Source organism: Denitrificimonas caeni (genome assembly GCF_027498055.1).
Taxonomy (GTDB): domain Bacteria; phylum Pseudomonadota; class Gammaproteobacteria; order Pseudomonadales; family Pseudomonadaceae; genus Denitrificimonas.
Genome location: NZ_CP114976.1, coordinates 1,049,784 through 1,065,166 on the forward strand (window position 1 = coordinate 1,049,784; position 15,383 = coordinate 1,065,166).

A 15,383-nucleotide genomic window follows, 5' to 3' on the forward strand; every position below is an offset into this window, starting at 1 on the left:
TGTTATTAGCGCCCTAGGCGTGGCAAACTTCCTTTGTTGAATGACAGGTAAATATTTTATGAAGGCTTCACTTGCGTTTGTATTCCCCGGACAAGGTTCTCAGGCTGTTGGCATGTTGGCCGATATCGGCGCTGCAGAGTCCATCGTGCTTGATACCTTTGCTGAAGCATCTGCTGCTTTAGGTTATGACCTCTGGGCATTAAGTCAGCAAGGCCCAGCTGAAGTATTAAATCAGACCGATAAAACCCAGCCGGCTATTTTAACCGCCTCTATTGCGTTGTGGCGTTTGTGGTTAGCAAAATCTGCAGCAAAGCCTGCCTATGTTGCTGGCCATAGTTTAGGTGAGTACTCTGCATTAGTAGCTGCTGAAAGCTTATCGCTGGCAGATGCCGTGCAATTGGTTGAGCGACGTGGTCAATTAATGCAAGAGGCAGTGCCTGCGGGTACGGGTGGCATGGCCGCTATCCTTGGTTTAGATGACGCAGATGTGCAGGCAGCCTGCGCGCAAGCTGCTGAGGGTGAGGTGGTCAGTGCTGTTAACTTTAACGCACCCGGCCAAGTGGTTATTGCCGGTGCTGCTGGCGCAGTTGAGCGAGCTATTGCTGCGTGTAAAGAGCGTGGAGCCAGACGAGCTATGCCGTTACCCGTAAGTGTGCCGTCCCACTGTGCTTTGATGCAGCCTGCTGCTGAGCAATTTGCGCAATCGTTAGCGGCAATTAAGTGGCAGCAACCCAAAATTGCTTTAGTGCAAAACGTTAGCGCTGAAGTGGTCACAGATTTAGCTATTTTAGAACAAAACCTCTTAGCGCAGCTCTATAGTCCAGTACGCTGGGTTGAATCTATGGTGTGCTTGGCGGCGCAGGGTGTCACTGATGTAGTCGAGTGTGGCCCAGGTAAGGTTTTATCTGGCCTAAACAAGCGTTGCATTAAAGGTGTTAATACCTACAACTTGGATAGTCCAGACGCGTTTGCAGCAGCTGTAGCTGCGCAGCTCTGAGATGGAGATTAAGATGAGTTTAGAAGGAAAAGTGGCCTTGGTGACTGGTGCCAGTCGTGGTATTGGTCAAGCTATTGCCCTGCAGTTAGGTGCCCAAGGTGCCGTTGTGATTGGTACTGCCACCTCAGAACAAGGCGCGCAAAGGATCAGCCAAACACTGCAAGAAAAAGGCATTCAAGGCACCGGCATGTTACTTAACGTCTGTGATGCAGAGTCGGTGACTGCGACGCTTGAGCGCATCCAGAGTGAGTTTGGCGCGCCACTGATTCTAGTCAATAACGCTGGGATCACCCGTGATAACCTGATGCTGCGGATGAAAGACGACGAATGGTTCGATGTGATTGATACCAACTTGAACAGCCTGTACCGCATGTCGAAAGCAGTTTTACGCGGCATGACTAAAGCACGCTGGGGTCGTATCATCAGTATCGGCTCTGTAGTGGGTGCAATGGGTAATGCAGGTCAAGTAAACTATGCTGCAGCGAAAGCTGGGTTGGAAGGCTTTGGTCGTGCTTTAGCCCGTGAAGTGGGCTCGCGTTCAATTACTGTTAACGCAGTCGCTCCGGGCTTTATTGATACAGATATGACCCGTGAACTGCCTGAAGCGCAGCGCGAAGCATTACTAACCCAGATACCCCTAGGGCGCTTGGGTCAGGCAGAGGAAATCGCTAACGTAGTGACTTTTCTTGCCTCAGAGCAAGCGTCTTATGTCACCGGAACGACGATTCCAGTGAACGGCGGCATGTATATGAGTTAAAATGACTGTTAATGTGACCGAAGCGCAGTGTTTTGAGTCATAATTACAGTTTGTAGGATTGGAACTGCTTGTGTAGCGTCTAGAACAAAGCACAAACAGATCAAATAAGTGGTTCGCAAAGGGCAAGCAGTTTGCTTAAAATGCGCAAACCCTTTTATATAAAGCGGCAGCCCGGGTTGCCCAGATTTCCATTTAGGAGTGATACACGGTATGAGCACTATTGAAGAACGCGTTAAAAAAATCGTTATTGAGCAATTAGGTGCCAAAGCAGAAGACGTGACTAACAGCGCATCTTTTGTTGATGATTTAGGCGCGGATTCATTGGATACAGTTGAGTTGGTAATGGCTCTTGAAGAAGAGTTCGAAACTGAAATTCCAGATGAAAAAGCTGAGAAAATCACCACAGTTCAAGAAGCTATCGATTACATCAACGCCCACGCGCAGTAATGTAAACGGTTTCTTTGCAACAGTGAAAGCCGCGCGACTTGTTACGAGTGTGCGGCTTTTTTTTGTATCGCATATTTTGCACTAACAAGAGGTTGTCGCCATGTCGCGTAGACGTGTCGTAGTTACCGGGATAGGCATGCTGTCCCCGCTCGGTATTGATGTCGCACAAAGCTGGTCAGGCATCCTAGCTGGTAAAAGCGGTATTAGCTCAATTGAGCACTTTGATGTCGAAGCTTTTGCTACGCGTTTTGGTGGGTCTGTGAAAGGCTTTGATATTGAGCAATACATGCCTGCCAAAGATGCACGACGTTTGGACTTATTTATTCAGTATGGTTTAGCGGCTGGCTTACAGGCTATTCAAGACTCTGGGCTTGAAGTGACTGATGCCAACCGCGAGCGTATTGGTGTGGTCATGGGCTCAGGCATTGGTGGTTTAACCAATATTGAAAGCACCAGCAAAACCCTTATTGAGCAGGGGCCACGCCGCATTTCACCATTTTTTGTGCCGGGCTCAATCATTAATATGATTTCCGGTATTTTATCGATTCAGTTGGGCTTGCAAGGTCCGAACTACGCGATTGCGACCGCCTGCACCACGGGTACGCATAGCATTGGTATGGCGGCGCGCAATATTGTCTATGGCGAAGCTGATGTGATGCTGGCTGGTGGCGCTGAAATGGCGGCTTGCGGCTTAGGTCTCGGTGGTTTTGCTGCGTCACGGGCATTATCAACGCGCAATGATGATCCGCAAGGTGCCAGCCGGCCTTGGGATGCTGACCGTGATGGTTTCGTTTTATCCGACGGTGCTGGTGCTCTGATTCTAGAAGAACTCGAACATGCAAAAGCCCGCGGGGCGACCATCTATGCTGAAATTGCTGGTTTTGGCATGGGCTCTGATGCTTATCATATGACTTCACCACCTGAGCAGGGTGACGGTGCAGCACGTTGTATGGTCAGCGCGTTGCGTGATGCAGGTATGCGCCCAGATCAGGTGCAATATGTAAACGCGCACGGCACTTCGACCCCAGCCGGAGACTTGGCTGAAGTTAATGCGATTAAGACCGTATTTAAAGAACATGCGCAGACACTGGCAGTGAGTTCAACCAAGTCCATGACTGGCCATTTACTGGGCGCGGCAGGTGCGGTTGAAGCTATTTTCAGTATCCTGGCAATACGTGACCAAGTCGCACCACCAACCATTAACCTGGACACACCGGGTGCGGGGTGTGATCTAAACTTTGTTCCACATCAAGCGCAACCGATGAAAATTGATGCGATACTCTCCAACTCCTTTGGTTTTGGTGGCACTAATGGTTCACTGCTACTGCGCAGGTACAGCTAGAGGTGCGAGCTTGGATTAACGGTCAGCCCGCCAGCGCTATCAATGTGGCTGATCGTGGCCTCGCTTATGGCGACGGCCTGTTTGAAACCATTAAAGTACGCGCTGGCCGTGCAGCGTTGCTGGAGCGGCATTTAGCTAGGCTGCAAGAAGGCTGCCAGCGTTTAGCTATACCCTGTGACATGGCGCTGTTACGTCAAGAGTTACTGCTGTATCTGCAACAAGTGGGCGATGGCGTTTGCAAGCTGATCTTGACCCGCGGTGCAGGGCAGCGCGGCTATACAATTCCTGAGTTCTGCGAGCCACAGCGGGTTTTACAAGCTACACCCACTCCGCAATGGCCTATCGCCCATCGGCAACACGGCATTCAATTATTCCCCTGTCAGTTACGTCTCAGCGCCCAACCTAGGTTGGCCGGCTTAAAGCACCTCAATCGTTTAGAGCAAGTTTTGGCTCGGGCTGAGTGGTCAGATCCTGCTTATGCTGAAGGTTTGTTGCTCGATCAACAAGGGCATGTGCTGGACTGTGTGTTTAGTAATGTTTTTATAGTCCGCGAGCAGCAATTGTTGACGCCTGCTTTGCACAACGCTGGGGTTGCTGGTGTGATGCGTGCCGAATTGCTGCAGCGAGCTAAGGCTGCCGGTATCAGTGTTGCTGTGAAGGAGATCAGTTTGACGCAATTACAGCAGGCAGATGAGGTCTTTACCTGTAATAGCTTGTACGGTATCTGGCCAGTGCGAGGGTATGCAGAGCAGAGTTGGTCGGTGGGGCCAATCACCCGTAAACTGCAACAACTTATTATTGATTTAGTGGATGAATAGCCATGCTGCGTAAGTTATTAATTGCTCTGGTCAGTGGCTGTTTATTTTTGGCTATAGCTGTGGCCTTGGTATTTTGGATGCAGCGTGAGGTGCTTGAGCAAAGTTTGCACGTTGAGGCTGAGCAGGTGCTCAATGTACCTGCGGGCAGCACCCCGAACGGATTGTTGTTACAGCTTGAACAGCAGGGCGCACTACGAGGTGCTTTTTGGTTGCGACTGACCTGGCGCTTGCAGGGTTATGTGCAACCATTGCACACCGGTGAGTATCAGCTGGAGCCGGGCATGACTGTGGCGCAATTGTTAGAAAAATGGCGTACCGGCGATATTTTGCAGCACCGTGTGACTTTGGTTGAGGGCTGGAATTTCCAACAGGTCCGTGCGGCTCTGGCGCGGCAAGAGAAGCTTAAGCAAACCCTTGGCGAAGCCAGCAATAGCGATATTATGCGTGAGCTGGGCCAAGCTAATGTGCACCCTGAGGGGCGTTTTTTTCCAGATACCTACAATTTTGTCCGTGGTCAAAGTGATTTGGATATTTTGCGCCAAGCGAATCAGCGCTTACAGCAAGTGCTGGCAGAGGAGTGGGCCGAGCGGGCGGATGACTTACCCTATAAAAATCCTGATGAAGCCTTGATTATGGCTTCCATTATTGAGAAAGAGACCGGTGTGGCGCATGAGCGTGAAGAAATTTCCGGGGTGTTTAACCGGCGTTTAAAGATTGGCATGTTGCTGCAAACTGACCCTACGGTAATCTATGGCATGGGTGATAATTACACAGGGAAAATTACGCGCGCTGATTTGCGCCGGCCCACTCCTTACAATACTTATGTGATTGCTGGCTTACCGCCAACCCCCATTGCGATGGTGGGGCGTGAAGCCATTTATGCTGCATTGCACCCCAAAGCCGGTAAAAGTTTATACTTTGTGGCTCGCGGTGACGGCAGTCATGTTTTTTCCAATACGCTGGCTGAGCACAATAAAGCAGTGCGTGAATATCAGATTAAGCGCCGTGCTGACTATCGCTCTAGCCCAGCTCCTGCGGTCGCTGAATAAGGACGTAGTATGCGTGGATTATTTATTACCTTAGAAGGTCCTGAAGGGGCCGGTAAAACGACGAACCGAGCGTACTTGGCTGAGCAACTACAGGCGCAAGGCTTTAGTGTCGCGTTAACTCGTGAGCCAGGTGGTACAGCCCTTGCTGAACAAATACGCGATATTTTGCTTGCACCCCATACTGAGCCGATGGCTGTTGATACCGAGCTACTGTTGATGTTTGCTGCGCGTGCACAGCACTTGGCGCAAGTGATTGAGCCTGCTTTAGCTGCAGGGAAAATTGTTATTTGTGATCGTTTTACCGATGCCACCTACGCCTATCAAGGTGGTGGGCGCGGCCTAGATTGCTCAAGAATTGCTTTGTTGGAGCAGTTTGTTCAAGGTGATTTACGCCCCGATATGACTTTGCTATTTGATCTGCCCGTCGCTGACGGCATGGCCCGTGCAGTAGCGCGGGGCAAGTTGGATCGCTTTGAGCAAGAACAGCATGATTTTTTTGAAGCGGTGCGTCAGGCTTACTTACAGCGGGCTGCAGATGATCCTGAGCGCTTTCGTCTAGTCAATGCCCAGCAAGCCTTGCCTGAGGTACAGAAAAGCTTGGCTGTTCACCTACAAGAAATTGTGGAACGTGCCCGTGCACAATAATCTGTACCCATGGCAGACGTCTCTTTGGCAGTCACTGGCAGGACGTAGCCAGCAAGCACATGCGTATTTACTGCACGGTCCAAAGGGCAGTGGTAAGCGGGCTCTAGCTGAGCATTTTGCAGCATTTTTATTGTGTCGATCTCCCGTTGCGCAACAGCCTTGTGGGCAGTGCGCTGCTTGTAAGCTGTATGCGGCAGATACCCATCCCGATTTGCTTAGGCTGGAGCCGGAAGAGGAAGGTAAAGGGATTTTAATTGCTAGTGTGCGTGACTTGGTGGGGCGTATTTTACAAACTTCACAGCAGGGCGGCCGCAAAGTGATTATTGTTGAGCCGGCAGAAGCCATGACGACCGGCTCAGCTAACGCGCTATTGAAAAGCCTTGAAGAACCCACAGGCTCAACGATATTTTTGCTGATCAGTCATCAGTTTAGTTTTTTACTGCCCACTATTAAAAGCCGCTGCGTGCTGCAAGTGTGTCCGTTGCCTAATGCGCAAGAGAGTATCGAGTGGCTGCAGCAACAGCAAAGTGAATTAAGCGCTGAGCAGTGCCAAACTTTATTGGCTTTGGCTTCAGGCTCGCCGCTAAACGCACAAAAGTTGTTTGGCAGTGATGTATTAGCCATCCGTGAACAAGTGGTGAGCGGGGTTAAGCAACTTTTTAAGCAACAAAGCAGTCCCAGTGATTTAGCTGTAGCTTGGGCAAAAATGCCGCAGGAGCTTATCTTTGACTGGTTTTGCCAGTGGGCGCAACTGCTGCTGCGTTATAAAATCACTGAGGATGACACTGAGCTTGGTTTGCCTGATATGAGTGTTGTGCTCAAGCATGTGGCACCTCGAGCGCCGTTAACGGCATTGTTAGAAACCCAAGATTGGTTGCTTGAGCATCGGCAGAAGGTTTTGCGTCGTGTGCCGTTGCGAGCAGATCTCTTGCTGGAAGGTTTGCTGGTACGCTGGCAAATGCTACTACCGCGCTAAGCATGCATATCTCTGCGTATAATAAGAACGGTGCACTGGCTTATGCTGGTGCTCAGGCGCTAGAATCACACGGTCATTGACTTGCAAGGAAGGTGCTATGAGTTTGCCCCCTAATATCGGCCCGCGAAATGGTATTTTATCGCTGACCATTAAAGATAAGTCCGTGTTATATGCGGCGTATATGTCGTTTATTAAAAATGGCGGTTTGTTTATTCCAACTAATAAGGATTATAAGTTGGGCGATGAGGTTTTTATGCTGCTCAATTTAATGGAGGAGCCTGAAAAAATTCCTGTCGCGGGTAAAGTGGTATGGATTACCCCACGTGGCGCGCAAGGTAATCGTGCTGCAGGAATTGGCGTGCAATTTAATGATGGCGACATCAATGCGCGCAATAAAATTGAAACATATTTGGCCGGTGCGTTAAAGTCGGATCGTCCTACTCACACGATGTAGTGGGTTAATTTACTTTATTTATTAATTACGGCTGTACCCATGCTTATTGATTCACATTGTCACCTTGATCGTCTTGATTTAACTGCTTATAACGGTTGCTTAGATAGTGCTTTGCAAGCTGCTCGTGAGCGCGGCGTAGGGCATTTTTTATGCATTGGTATCAGTGTTGAGAATGCACCTGTGATGCGTGCTTTTACTCAGCGTTATGCCGATGTGGATTGCTCAGTGGGTGTGCATCCGCTGGATTTAAGCCGTGGCAGTGAGCCGACTATGCAATGGTTGCTGGATGAGTTAGACCATCCAGGTGTGGTGGCAGTGGGTGAGACGGGCTTGGATTATCACTATCAGTCGGAAACTGCGCAAATGCAGCAGGATTCGTTTCGTCTGCATTTAGATGCCGCTCGCGAGTGTGGCAAACCGGTGATTGTGCATACCCGTGAAGCGAAGCAAGACACCTTGGATGTGTTGCGTGAAGCGGCATTACCTCAAGCTGGGGTGATGCATTGCTTTACTGAAGACTGGCCAATGGCGAAAGCTGCACTAGATTTAGGCTATTACATTTCTTTTTCTGGAATTGTGACGTTCCGTAATGCCGATGCGCTGCGTGAAGTGGCCTTACAAGTACCGAGTGACCGTATTCTAGTTGAAACAGATTCACCCTATTTAGCACCGATCCCACATCGCGGACGGCCAAACTTTCCTGAGTATGTGGTGGATGTAGCGAAGTTTGTCGCTGAGTTGCGTGGTGTTGACTATGCAGAGTTTGCTGCGCAGACCACTGAGAACTTTAAACGCTTATTTCCGCTGGCGCGGGTGGCGGGTTAGCTTGTACTGCGAGTGGCGCTTAGCTTCTCGCAGGTGGTTAGGTCTGCTCATTGTTGTCCGTTAAATATTGCGCATGCCGCACTTCGGGGCTGGTGTTTATCCATTGATGAACCCATCCGGGGTTTAACTCCGGCGCTACGCCATCCATGGCTTCGCTTGTCATACCAACCCCGAAGTACTCATTGACCTTTTGTATTGTTTGCAGGTTCGTAACGTAATTCATCTCAGCCATCTAGGTAACTGGCTTTCTCCAAATCTAGCTGGTTCATATGATGCATTCTGTTGAGTTGCCGAGCATACATCTGGTCAAGACGTACCTCATTGCTGCTGCGGTGCGCGAAGCCAGGGATGGCGAAGCGCCCGAATTGGGTCAGGATGACCCGTTGAGGGAATAGCAGTAGCAATGAGGTACGTCAGGCGCAGGCCTTGAGTTGTGGAGTATTAAAAAGTCAGACATACAGCAGTGGTAAGCGCTTAAGGCTTGCGCGCGACGATCACCGCCCGCATCGGTGCCGGTAAACCTTCAACCGTTTGCTGCGGATTGTCTGGATCTAAAAAATCAGCTAAAGACTGATACTTCATCCACTCAGTTGAGCGTTGCTCGTCGGTTGACGTATGGCTAACATCCACACAACGCACATCTTTAAAACCGGCACGGCGCAGCCATAACTCTAAGGCGGCCACTGAAGGTAAAAACCAGACATTACGCATTTTCGCATAACGGTCTTCGGGCACTAAGACCTGATTGCAGTCACCCTCAATCACCAGTGTTTCCAGTACCAGCTCACCGCCACTGACTAAGCAATCCTTCAGAGCTAAAAGATGATCAATTGGCGACTTGCGGTGATACAGCACACCCATAGAAAAGACAGTGTCAAAACCTTCCAGTTTGGCCGGCAAGTCTTCTAGGGTGAAAGGCAGATGCCAGACAGGTGGTGCATCGAAAAAACGTCGCATTGCCTGAAACTGACAGAAGAACAACCAGTTGGGATCAACCCCCACTACGGTTTTAGCGCCGGCTCCGAGCATGCGCCACATGTAATAACCGTTGCCGCAACCCACATCTAAAATACGCTTATCAGTTAAATCTAAATGTGGACTGACCCGATCCCACTTCCAATCCGAACGCCATTCGGTATCGACATGCACATCAAATAGCTGGAAAGGGCCTTTGCGCCAAGGAATTAAACCCTGCAAGGCGCTGCGTAGCTGCTCGCGCTGAGCATCGTTGCAAGGACCATCCAACTGGAACTTAGCGTTCAGCTCAGTGGTGGTTGGTACCAGCGCTGGTAGAGCATCAACTGCCGCCATCCAGCGCGGTAGATCGCCATGGCTAATGGCATATAACTCATCAAACTGTTGCTGGATACCGCGTGACCACTCTTTTAAAGGGCTGCGGGCAAGTTGGTGAACTAACGGCGTAAAATCAATCATGGTCTGGCAATCAACGAGGCAAAATTAAAACATTGGAACCATACAACCACTTGACTGAAACCGGCGCTGTATAAGCGTTCACGGTGCTCTTCTAGGCTGTCGGGTAACATGACTTTTTCAATGGCGCGGCGTTTCTGGGCAATTTCCAGCTCGCTATAACCGTTGGCGCGCTTAAAGGCTAAGTGCAACTCATTGAGCAGGTCATGTTCAGCGGCATCATTAAAACGTAGCTTCTCTGAAAGCACCAAAGCGCCTTCGGGCAGCAGCGCCTGGCGAATTTTTTGTAACAGTTCGAGGCGCTGTTCGGGAGCAATAAATTGCAAAGTAAAATTAAGCGCCACCAACGAGGTGGGTTCGAGCGTTAAGTTAAGGATATCTGCTTCAAGCACTGTAACTGGTAGCAGCTCTTGAAACATCGCATCTTGCGCATTGAGGTGTTCGCGGCAGCGCTCAACCATGGCCGCAGAATTATCCACAGCGATCACTTTACAGCCACTGTGGCTGACATGACGGCGCATAGCCTGGGTAACGGCGCCCAGTGAGCAGCCTAAATCATACAAAGTGCTGTTTGCTTGCGCGAACTGCGCGGCGAGGACGCCGGTATTTTCCACAATGGTGGGGTAACCGGGCACCGAGCGCTTAATCATATCGGGGAACACGCGCACCACATCTTCATTAAAGGTGAAGTCAGGGACTTGTGCCAGTGGTGTGGTAAATAGACGATCAGGAACGTGAGTCATGGCTGTAATAGGTAAAAAAAGAAAGCCATTATGCCATAGTCAGCGCTGGAAAATGTGGAAGCGGTTTAGCCGCTAAAACCCTGTGACTGCCAGAGGTGCGCAGCAACTAAAGCTCGCCAAGGTGAAAACTGCGCGAGCCACTGTTCGGTCTGCTGTGCGGTGAGTTGCTCTGCTTGTAGCAACTCTTGTAAATAACGGCGTACAGCAGCGTCACCGTGCAAAGAGCCATCCAACCAAGCAAAGCCGCGCATCAGCGTGTAATTCACTGTCCAGGGGCCAATACCTGGGATCGCTAAAAGAGCAGTACGCAATTGCCCAAGGTTATCGTCGGTGATCTGTTGTGGCCAGCGCATCTGTCCACTGGCCAGTTGTTGGCTAATCTGGGCAATCGCCCGGGCTTTATTCTGGGATAGACCAGCGCTGCGTAACTGCTCAATGGACAGTTGGGCAACACGCTGGGCATTGGGGTAGCACCATATGCCTGATGAGTGTTGCGCACCGGCTAGCTCAATAAAACGCCTGCGGATATTTAATGCAGCGGCGACACTAATTTGTTGACCAATAATGGCCCAACTAACGGCTTCGAATGGACTGCTGGTTTGGGCCACACGCAATCCCGCTTGGCGACTTAAGAGCGGACCAAGCTCTGGGTGTGTTTGGTGCGCTTGCAGAAACTCAGTGATGGGCTGTTGTAAGCCTAAAAAATACTCCAGCCACAGTCGCCAATCCTGTAATTGCTCACTGGTGACGGTCTGCAGGCTATCAATTTGCAGCTGCGCTTGTGCTTGGTCATGCTGGAAATCTATCCTGAGGCGGGCTGGAGTGTTGTCCCAGAAGATGCCTTTGGCCAGTGTCGTCTCGTTGACCTGCTCGGCAAATTGCTGCGCATCACGCTGATGAAAAGCGAGCAACTCAGCTCTTTGATAATGACCCGGTAGTGCTAGATTGTGGGTTAAAACTGTCATAGCTCAAGCCGCCAAATAAAATAGTAGAGCATAAAATATACGCGCTTATAGTTAAGAATACAGACTGCTGGCTCGGGTGTGGCTGGCCATTTACTGTGTAAATCTGTCTTACGCCCTTTGGCGTATAGCGGACAATGTGCCGTCAGGCTATTGTGTTGCGTCATAGCTGGACAGGTTTTTAAAGTTTGGCCGACAGTCGATAACGTGCAGCAATGCGCGTATTTTTTTATCTACCGGTGACTCAATGGTCGAGTGCTGGGCTAGCGGTCATCTAAGGCGACTTTTAACGTGGAAGAAGCACGATGATTGGCATACGCAGTATTGCAAGTTATATCCCTGAGGGGCGCATTGATAACATCGCGCAAGCGCAAAGCTTTGGCCGTGATGAAGAGTTTGTACACAATAAGTTGGGCACAACAACTTTGTCTGTGAAAGCAGATCATGAAGAAACATCGGACCTCTGTGTCCGCGCTGTCCAAAACTTGTTGGCAAAAAATCCACAACTCAAGCTTGAAGATGTACAAGCCTTGGTGGTGGTGACACAAAACGGTGATGCTGAGGGGCTGCCGCATACCTCGGCCATTGCCCAGCATAAGTTAGGGTTACCTACCCAGGCCGCCTGTTTTGATGTGTCGCTTGGTTGCTCTGGCTATGTCTATGGCTTGTATGTGCTGAAAGGCTTTATGCAAGCTGCAGGTTTAAAAAATGCCATCTTAGTGACTGCCGATCCTTATTCGAAAATCATGGACCGGGCCGATCGCATGACTACCTTGTTGTTTGGTGATGCGGCAACAGCAACATGGCTGGGGCCAGATCCCGTTTGGGAGTTAGGGCCTGCGCGCTTTGGCGGAGATGGGGCTGGCGCTGAATACTTAGCAGTGAAAGATGGCTGTTTTCATATGAACGGTCGCCAAGTGTTTAACTTTGCCAGTTTGAAGATTATTCCGCACATGCAGGATGTTCTGGATGAGCTGGATATGAGCTTGGATGATGTGGATGCCTTTTGTTTGCATCAGGGCAGCGGAGCCATTGTGGATGCCATTGCTAAACGTTTAGGCGATAACGGCAGTAAGGTCATTAAGGATATGTTTGGTGCGGGCAATACGGTGTCCTCTTCGATACCTATGCTGCTGGAGCATTACGGCTTTGACGGCAAGTGGAACAATACCTTGCTGTCTGGCTTTGGCGTGGGGTTATCTTGGGGCTCGGCATTGTTGGTGCGCCCAACAGTGTGAGTGATTTGCTTAGGCTCAGTCGATTCTCCCTAACAGGCGTGCTGGCTCTGATGTTGCTGACTGGCCGTGCCCTTAGTGATTTTGCGCGAATGCGGAGTTGGCCTTGAGCTTGTCCTGTAGCAATTACACAGCGGCGCTGTGGGGCGTATTTACCTTGCTGCTATACTGCGGTTTTTATCGCTAGCAGTAAGGGTTGAGTCTATGAGCAAACAGCCAACGGGTGCTTTGTTGCATCCGCGCAATCGTCATCAGGGGCGTTATGATTTTGCTGCGCTGATAGCTGTTGAACCGCGTTTAAAAAGCTTTATGATTCGCAACCCTTACGGTAAAGACAGCATTGATTTTGCTAACCCTGAAGCTGTTCGGGTCTTTAATGCAGCGCTGTTACGCCAACTGTATGGCATTCAACAGTGGCGCATTCCTGAGGGCTATTTATGTCCACCGGTACCGGGCCGTGCTGATTATATTCATGGTTTAGCCGACTTGTTGGCCGCCGATGCCCAGGGTGAAGTGCCGCGCGGAGCTGCTTTTACTGCGCTGGATATCGGTACTGGGGCGAGCTGTATTTATCCGATATTAGCCCACCATGACTATGGCTGGCGCGTTATTGCCAGTGATATTGATCCGCAAGCATTGGCTTGTGCCGCTGAAACTTTATCGGCCAATGCTCTGGCAGAGGTTGTTGAGTTGCGCTTGCAAGCGACTAAGTCTGCTTTCTTTAAGGGTGTTTTGCAGCCTGATGAACGGGTTGTTTGCACCCTATGTAATCCACCCTTTCACAGTAGCGCAGCCGAGGCCAGCAGTGGCAGTGCGCGTAAATGGCGTAATTTAGGTAAGCAAGATCCACAGCGCAAATTACCCACCTTAAACTTTGGCGGCAAGAGTAATGAGCTGTGGTGTAAGGGTGGTGAATTGACCTTTGTGCGCAATATGATTCGGGAAAGTAAAGACTATGCCGAGCAGGTGTTATGGTTTACCAGTTTAGTGTCGAAGTCCGCGCATATACGTTTGTTGCAGCGTACATTGCAGCAGGTTGGTGCGGTTGATGTACAGGTATGCAGTATGGCGCAAGGGCAGAAGCAAAGCCGTTTTTTAGCCTGGAGTTTTCATACTGCTGAGCAGCGGCAGGCTTGGTTTTTTGACGCTAAAGCATAACAACCGCAGCTGTACTGATTCGATGCGGTTGATCTACTCTGACGAACTTAGTTTGGCTCCAGTTTGGCGCTAAGCCATCCATGGCTGTGAGTATGGCGCCAGCATCGAATTACTCAGTGAGCATTTAATGGCGCTTGCAAGCTGTGCGTTGCGAGTACCCAGCATGCTGTGTGGCTGCTGTATTAAATCCCTTGTGGAATTTCTTCGCCGCCAAGGGCTTCGAGCAGTTGCGGAATAAACTCAACAAACGTTAGCATCATTAAGATAAAGCTGGCATCAAACTGGCTTGCTGCGTCATCGCCACCGTCTTCTTCCGCTTGATCGAGCAGTAAGTCTTCAAAGCGGAGGCGTTTAATGGTGAGTTTGTCATCAATTAAAAAACTGAGTTTGTCTTGCCAAGCTAAAGTGAGCTGGGTCACGAGCTTACCGGCGGTGAGGTGGTTCTGTACTTCTTCGCTGGCTAAATCTTCACGCTTAATTCGAATAATACCGCCATCTTCAGCGCTGTCACGCAGTTCACACTCATCGGTGAGAGCTAAGCCATGACTGGCTTGGTGCTGCTTAACCCAGTCGGTAAAAGTCGCAGTAGGTGCGGTTTTAACCGCAACTGGACGTACTGGTAGGCTGCCCAGCACCTCACGTAATGTAGACAGTAATTCCTCAGCTCGCTTAGCGCTGGAGGTGTCCACTAGAATTAAACCTTGTGCTGGTGCTATGGCGGCATAGGTTTTTGAGCGGCGAATAAAGGCGCGGGGCAGTAACGCCATAGTGACTTCATCTTTGATTTGGTCGCGCTCTTTTTTGTAGACTTTCCGGCTTTCTGCCGCTTCAATTTCATCGGTTTTTTCTTTGACTGCATCGCGTACGACACTGGCAGGCAGTAAGCGTTCTTCAGTACGCGCACAAATCAAAAAGAAGCCCTGACCGACATACACGAGAGGCGAGTCTTGGTCATTGCCAAAAGGCGCGACAAAGCCATAAGTGGAGAGTGTTTGACTGCCGCACGGCAGCGCCGGCTTAGTGGCTAGTGCAGTTTCTAGGGCCTCAGACGTTAAGGCGGTGTCTGCGGCTAGGCGGTACATTAAGAGGTTACGAAACCACATAAAAACTCCAAGAAATAATAATATTTTGCCCAGCCTGAAGCTGTGCCAAGTAGTGAGATTGACAATAAACTGGCAAAAACGTTTAAGTTAATAAGCTGTATATAATATCAGTGTTTGTCTGCATAGGGCATGCTGTTTAGAAAAAATCGATAAACTACAGGGCGTTTAAATTATTGTAACGGGCCAGAGGAAGTCGCTCAGCCTAGCAAAATATTCTGCCCCTATCTGCGCTGTTGTAGAAAAGTTTGGTTTTTCAGCATGATTTGCTAAGTCATTGGATTGATTATGAAAATAAATCAATTAAGAGCTTGCCAAAAGTCTTTTTGATGACTATTATACGCACCACTTGAAGACATAAGGGTGATTAGCTCAGCTGGGAGAGCATCTGCCTTACAAGCAGAGGGTCGGCGGTTCGATCCCGTCATCACCCACCAAGTCTTT

The 15,383-nt window shown here is 49.9% G+C and carries 17 protein-coding genes and 1 tRNA gene; 13 read left to right on the forward strand and 5 right to left on the reverse strand.

Features of this window, described 5'->3' with window-relative positions; all coding sequences use genetic code 11:
- Window positions 1-58: 58 nt before the first annotated feature.
- From fabD to O6P33_RS05085, 10 genes are all read left to right on the forward strand, one after another.
- Entirely contained in the window at window positions 59-997 is a 939-nt protein-coding gene (gene fabD / locus O6P33_RS05040; RefSeq protein ID WP_269819124.1) for an ACP S-malonyltransferase, read from the forward strand.
- A 13-nt stretch (window positions 998-1,010) separates the two neighbouring features.
- The gene (gene fabG, locus O6P33_RS05045) at window positions 1,011-1,754 is read left to right on the forward strand and encodes a 3-oxoacyl-ACP reductase FabG (RefSeq protein ID WP_269819125.1); all 744 of its coding nucleotides are present in this window, start codon (window positions 1,011-1,013) and stop codon (window positions 1,752-1,754) included.
- Window positions 1,755-1,964: 210 nt separating this feature from the next.
- Window positions 1,965-2,201, forward strand: a complete 237-nt coding sequence (gene acpP / locus O6P33_RS05050; protein WP_269819126.1) for an acyl carrier protein — start codon at window positions 1,965-1,967, stop codon at window positions 2,199-2,201.
- Between the two features lie 100 nt (window positions 2,202-2,301).
- Window positions 2,302-3,543: a beta-ketoacyl-ACP synthase II gene (gene fabF / locus O6P33_RS05055; RefSeq protein ID WP_269819127.1), complete on the forward strand. Its 1,242-nt coding sequence runs from the start codon at window positions 2,302-2,304 to the stop codon at window positions 3,541-3,543.
- Window positions 3,544-3,545: 2 nt separating this feature from the next.
- Window positions 3,546-4,361, forward strand: coding sequence for an aminodeoxychorismate lyase (pabC, locus tag O6P33_RS05060; RefSeq protein WP_269819128.1), 816 nt, complete (start codon window positions 3,546-3,548; stop codon window positions 4,359-4,361).
- Window positions 4,362-4,363: 2 nt separating this feature from the next.
- Window positions 4,364-5,410, forward strand: coding sequence for an endolytic transglycosylase MltG (gene mltG / locus O6P33_RS05065; protein WP_269819129.1), 1,047 nt, complete (start codon window positions 4,364-4,366; stop codon window positions 5,408-5,410).
- Between the two features lie 9 nt (window positions 5,411-5,419).
- A complete protein-coding gene (gene tmk, locus O6P33_RS05070) occupies window positions 5,420-6,055 on the forward strand; it encodes a dTMP kinase (RefSeq protein ID WP_269819130.1) in 636 nt (211 codons plus the stop codon).
- Window positions 6,045-7,031: a DNA polymerase III subunit delta' gene (locus O6P33_RS05075; RefSeq protein ID WP_269819131.1), complete on the forward strand. Its 987-nt coding sequence runs from the start codon at window positions 6,045-6,047 to the stop codon at window positions 7,029-7,031. Before tmk ends, O6P33_RS05075 begins: the two co-directional genes overlap by 11 nt.
- Before the next feature lie 97 nt (window positions 7,032-7,128).
- On the forward strand, window positions 7,129-7,485 hold the full coding sequence (locus O6P33_RS05080) for a PilZ domain-containing protein (protein ID WP_269819132.1): 357 nt from the start codon (window positions 7,129-7,131) through the stop codon (window positions 7,483-7,485).
- A gap of 39 nt (window positions 7,486-7,524) precedes the next feature.
- On the forward strand, window positions 7,525-8,310 hold the full coding sequence (locus O6P33_RS05085) for a TatD family hydrolase (RefSeq protein WP_269819133.1): 786 nt from the start codon (window positions 7,525-7,527) through the stop codon (window positions 8,308-8,310).
- A gap of 37 nt (window positions 8,311-8,347) precedes the next feature.
- Here O6P33_RS05085 and O6P33_RS05090 read toward each other — a convergent pair whose 3' ends face one another.
- The 4 genes from O6P33_RS05090 to O6P33_RS05105 all read right to left on the reverse strand — a co-directional run bounded on the left by O6P33_RS05090 (window position 8,348) and on the right by O6P33_RS05105 (window position 11,449).
- A complete protein-coding gene (locus O6P33_RS05090) occupies window positions 8,348-8,533 on the reverse strand; it encodes a hypothetical protein (protein ID WP_269819134.1) in 186 nt (61 codons plus the stop codon).
- Window positions 8,534-8,784: 251 nt separating this feature from the next.
- Complete coding sequence (cmoB, locus tag O6P33_RS05095; RefSeq protein ID WP_269819135.1) at window positions 8,785-9,744, reverse strand: tRNA 5-methoxyuridine(34)/uridine 5-oxyacetic acid(34) synthase CmoB; 960 nt, start codon at window positions 9,742-9,744, stop codon at window positions 8,785-8,787.
- Window positions 9,741-10,484, reverse strand: a complete 744-nt coding sequence (gene cmoA / locus O6P33_RS05100; protein WP_269819136.1) for a carboxy-S-adenosyl-L-methionine synthase CmoA — start codon at window positions 10,482-10,484, stop codon at window positions 9,741-9,743. The genes cmoB and cmoA overlap by 4 nt, the downstream gene beginning before the upstream one ends.
- A gap of 65 nt (window positions 10,485-10,549) precedes the next feature.
- Entirely contained in the window at window positions 10,550-11,449 is a 900-nt protein-coding gene (locus tag O6P33_RS05105; protein ID WP_269819137.1) for a DNA-3-methyladenine glycosylase family protein, read from the reverse strand.
- A gap of 302 nt (window positions 11,450-11,751) precedes the next feature.
- On the opposite strand from O6P33_RS05105, the gene O6P33_RS05110 reads away from it, so the two are divergent.
- On the forward strand, window positions 11,752-12,684 hold the full coding sequence (locus O6P33_RS05110; protein ID WP_269819138.1) for a ketoacyl-ACP synthase III: 933 nt from the start codon (window positions 11,752-11,754) through the stop codon (window positions 12,682-12,684).
- Between the two features lie 201 nt (window positions 12,685-12,885).
- A complete protein-coding gene (rlmF, locus tag O6P33_RS05115) occupies window positions 12,886-13,839 on the forward strand; it encodes a 23S rRNA (adenine(1618)-N(6))-methyltransferase RlmF (protein WP_269819139.1) in 954 nt (317 codons plus the stop codon).
- 182 nt (window positions 13,840-14,021) lie between these two features.
- On the opposite strand, the gene rdgC is transcribed toward rlmF, so the two are convergent.
- Complete coding sequence (gene rdgC, locus O6P33_RS05120; RefSeq protein WP_269819140.1) at window positions 14,022-14,942, reverse strand: recombination-associated protein RdgC; 921 nt, start codon at window positions 14,940-14,942, stop codon at window positions 14,022-14,024.
- Window positions 14,943-15,300: 358 nt separating this feature from the next.
- Here rdgC and O6P33_RS05125 point away from each other — a divergent pair.
- Window positions 15,301-15,376: transfer RNA gene (locus O6P33_RS05125), tRNA-Val, on the forward strand.
- The last annotated feature ends 7 nt before the right edge of the window (window positions 15,377-15,383 follow it).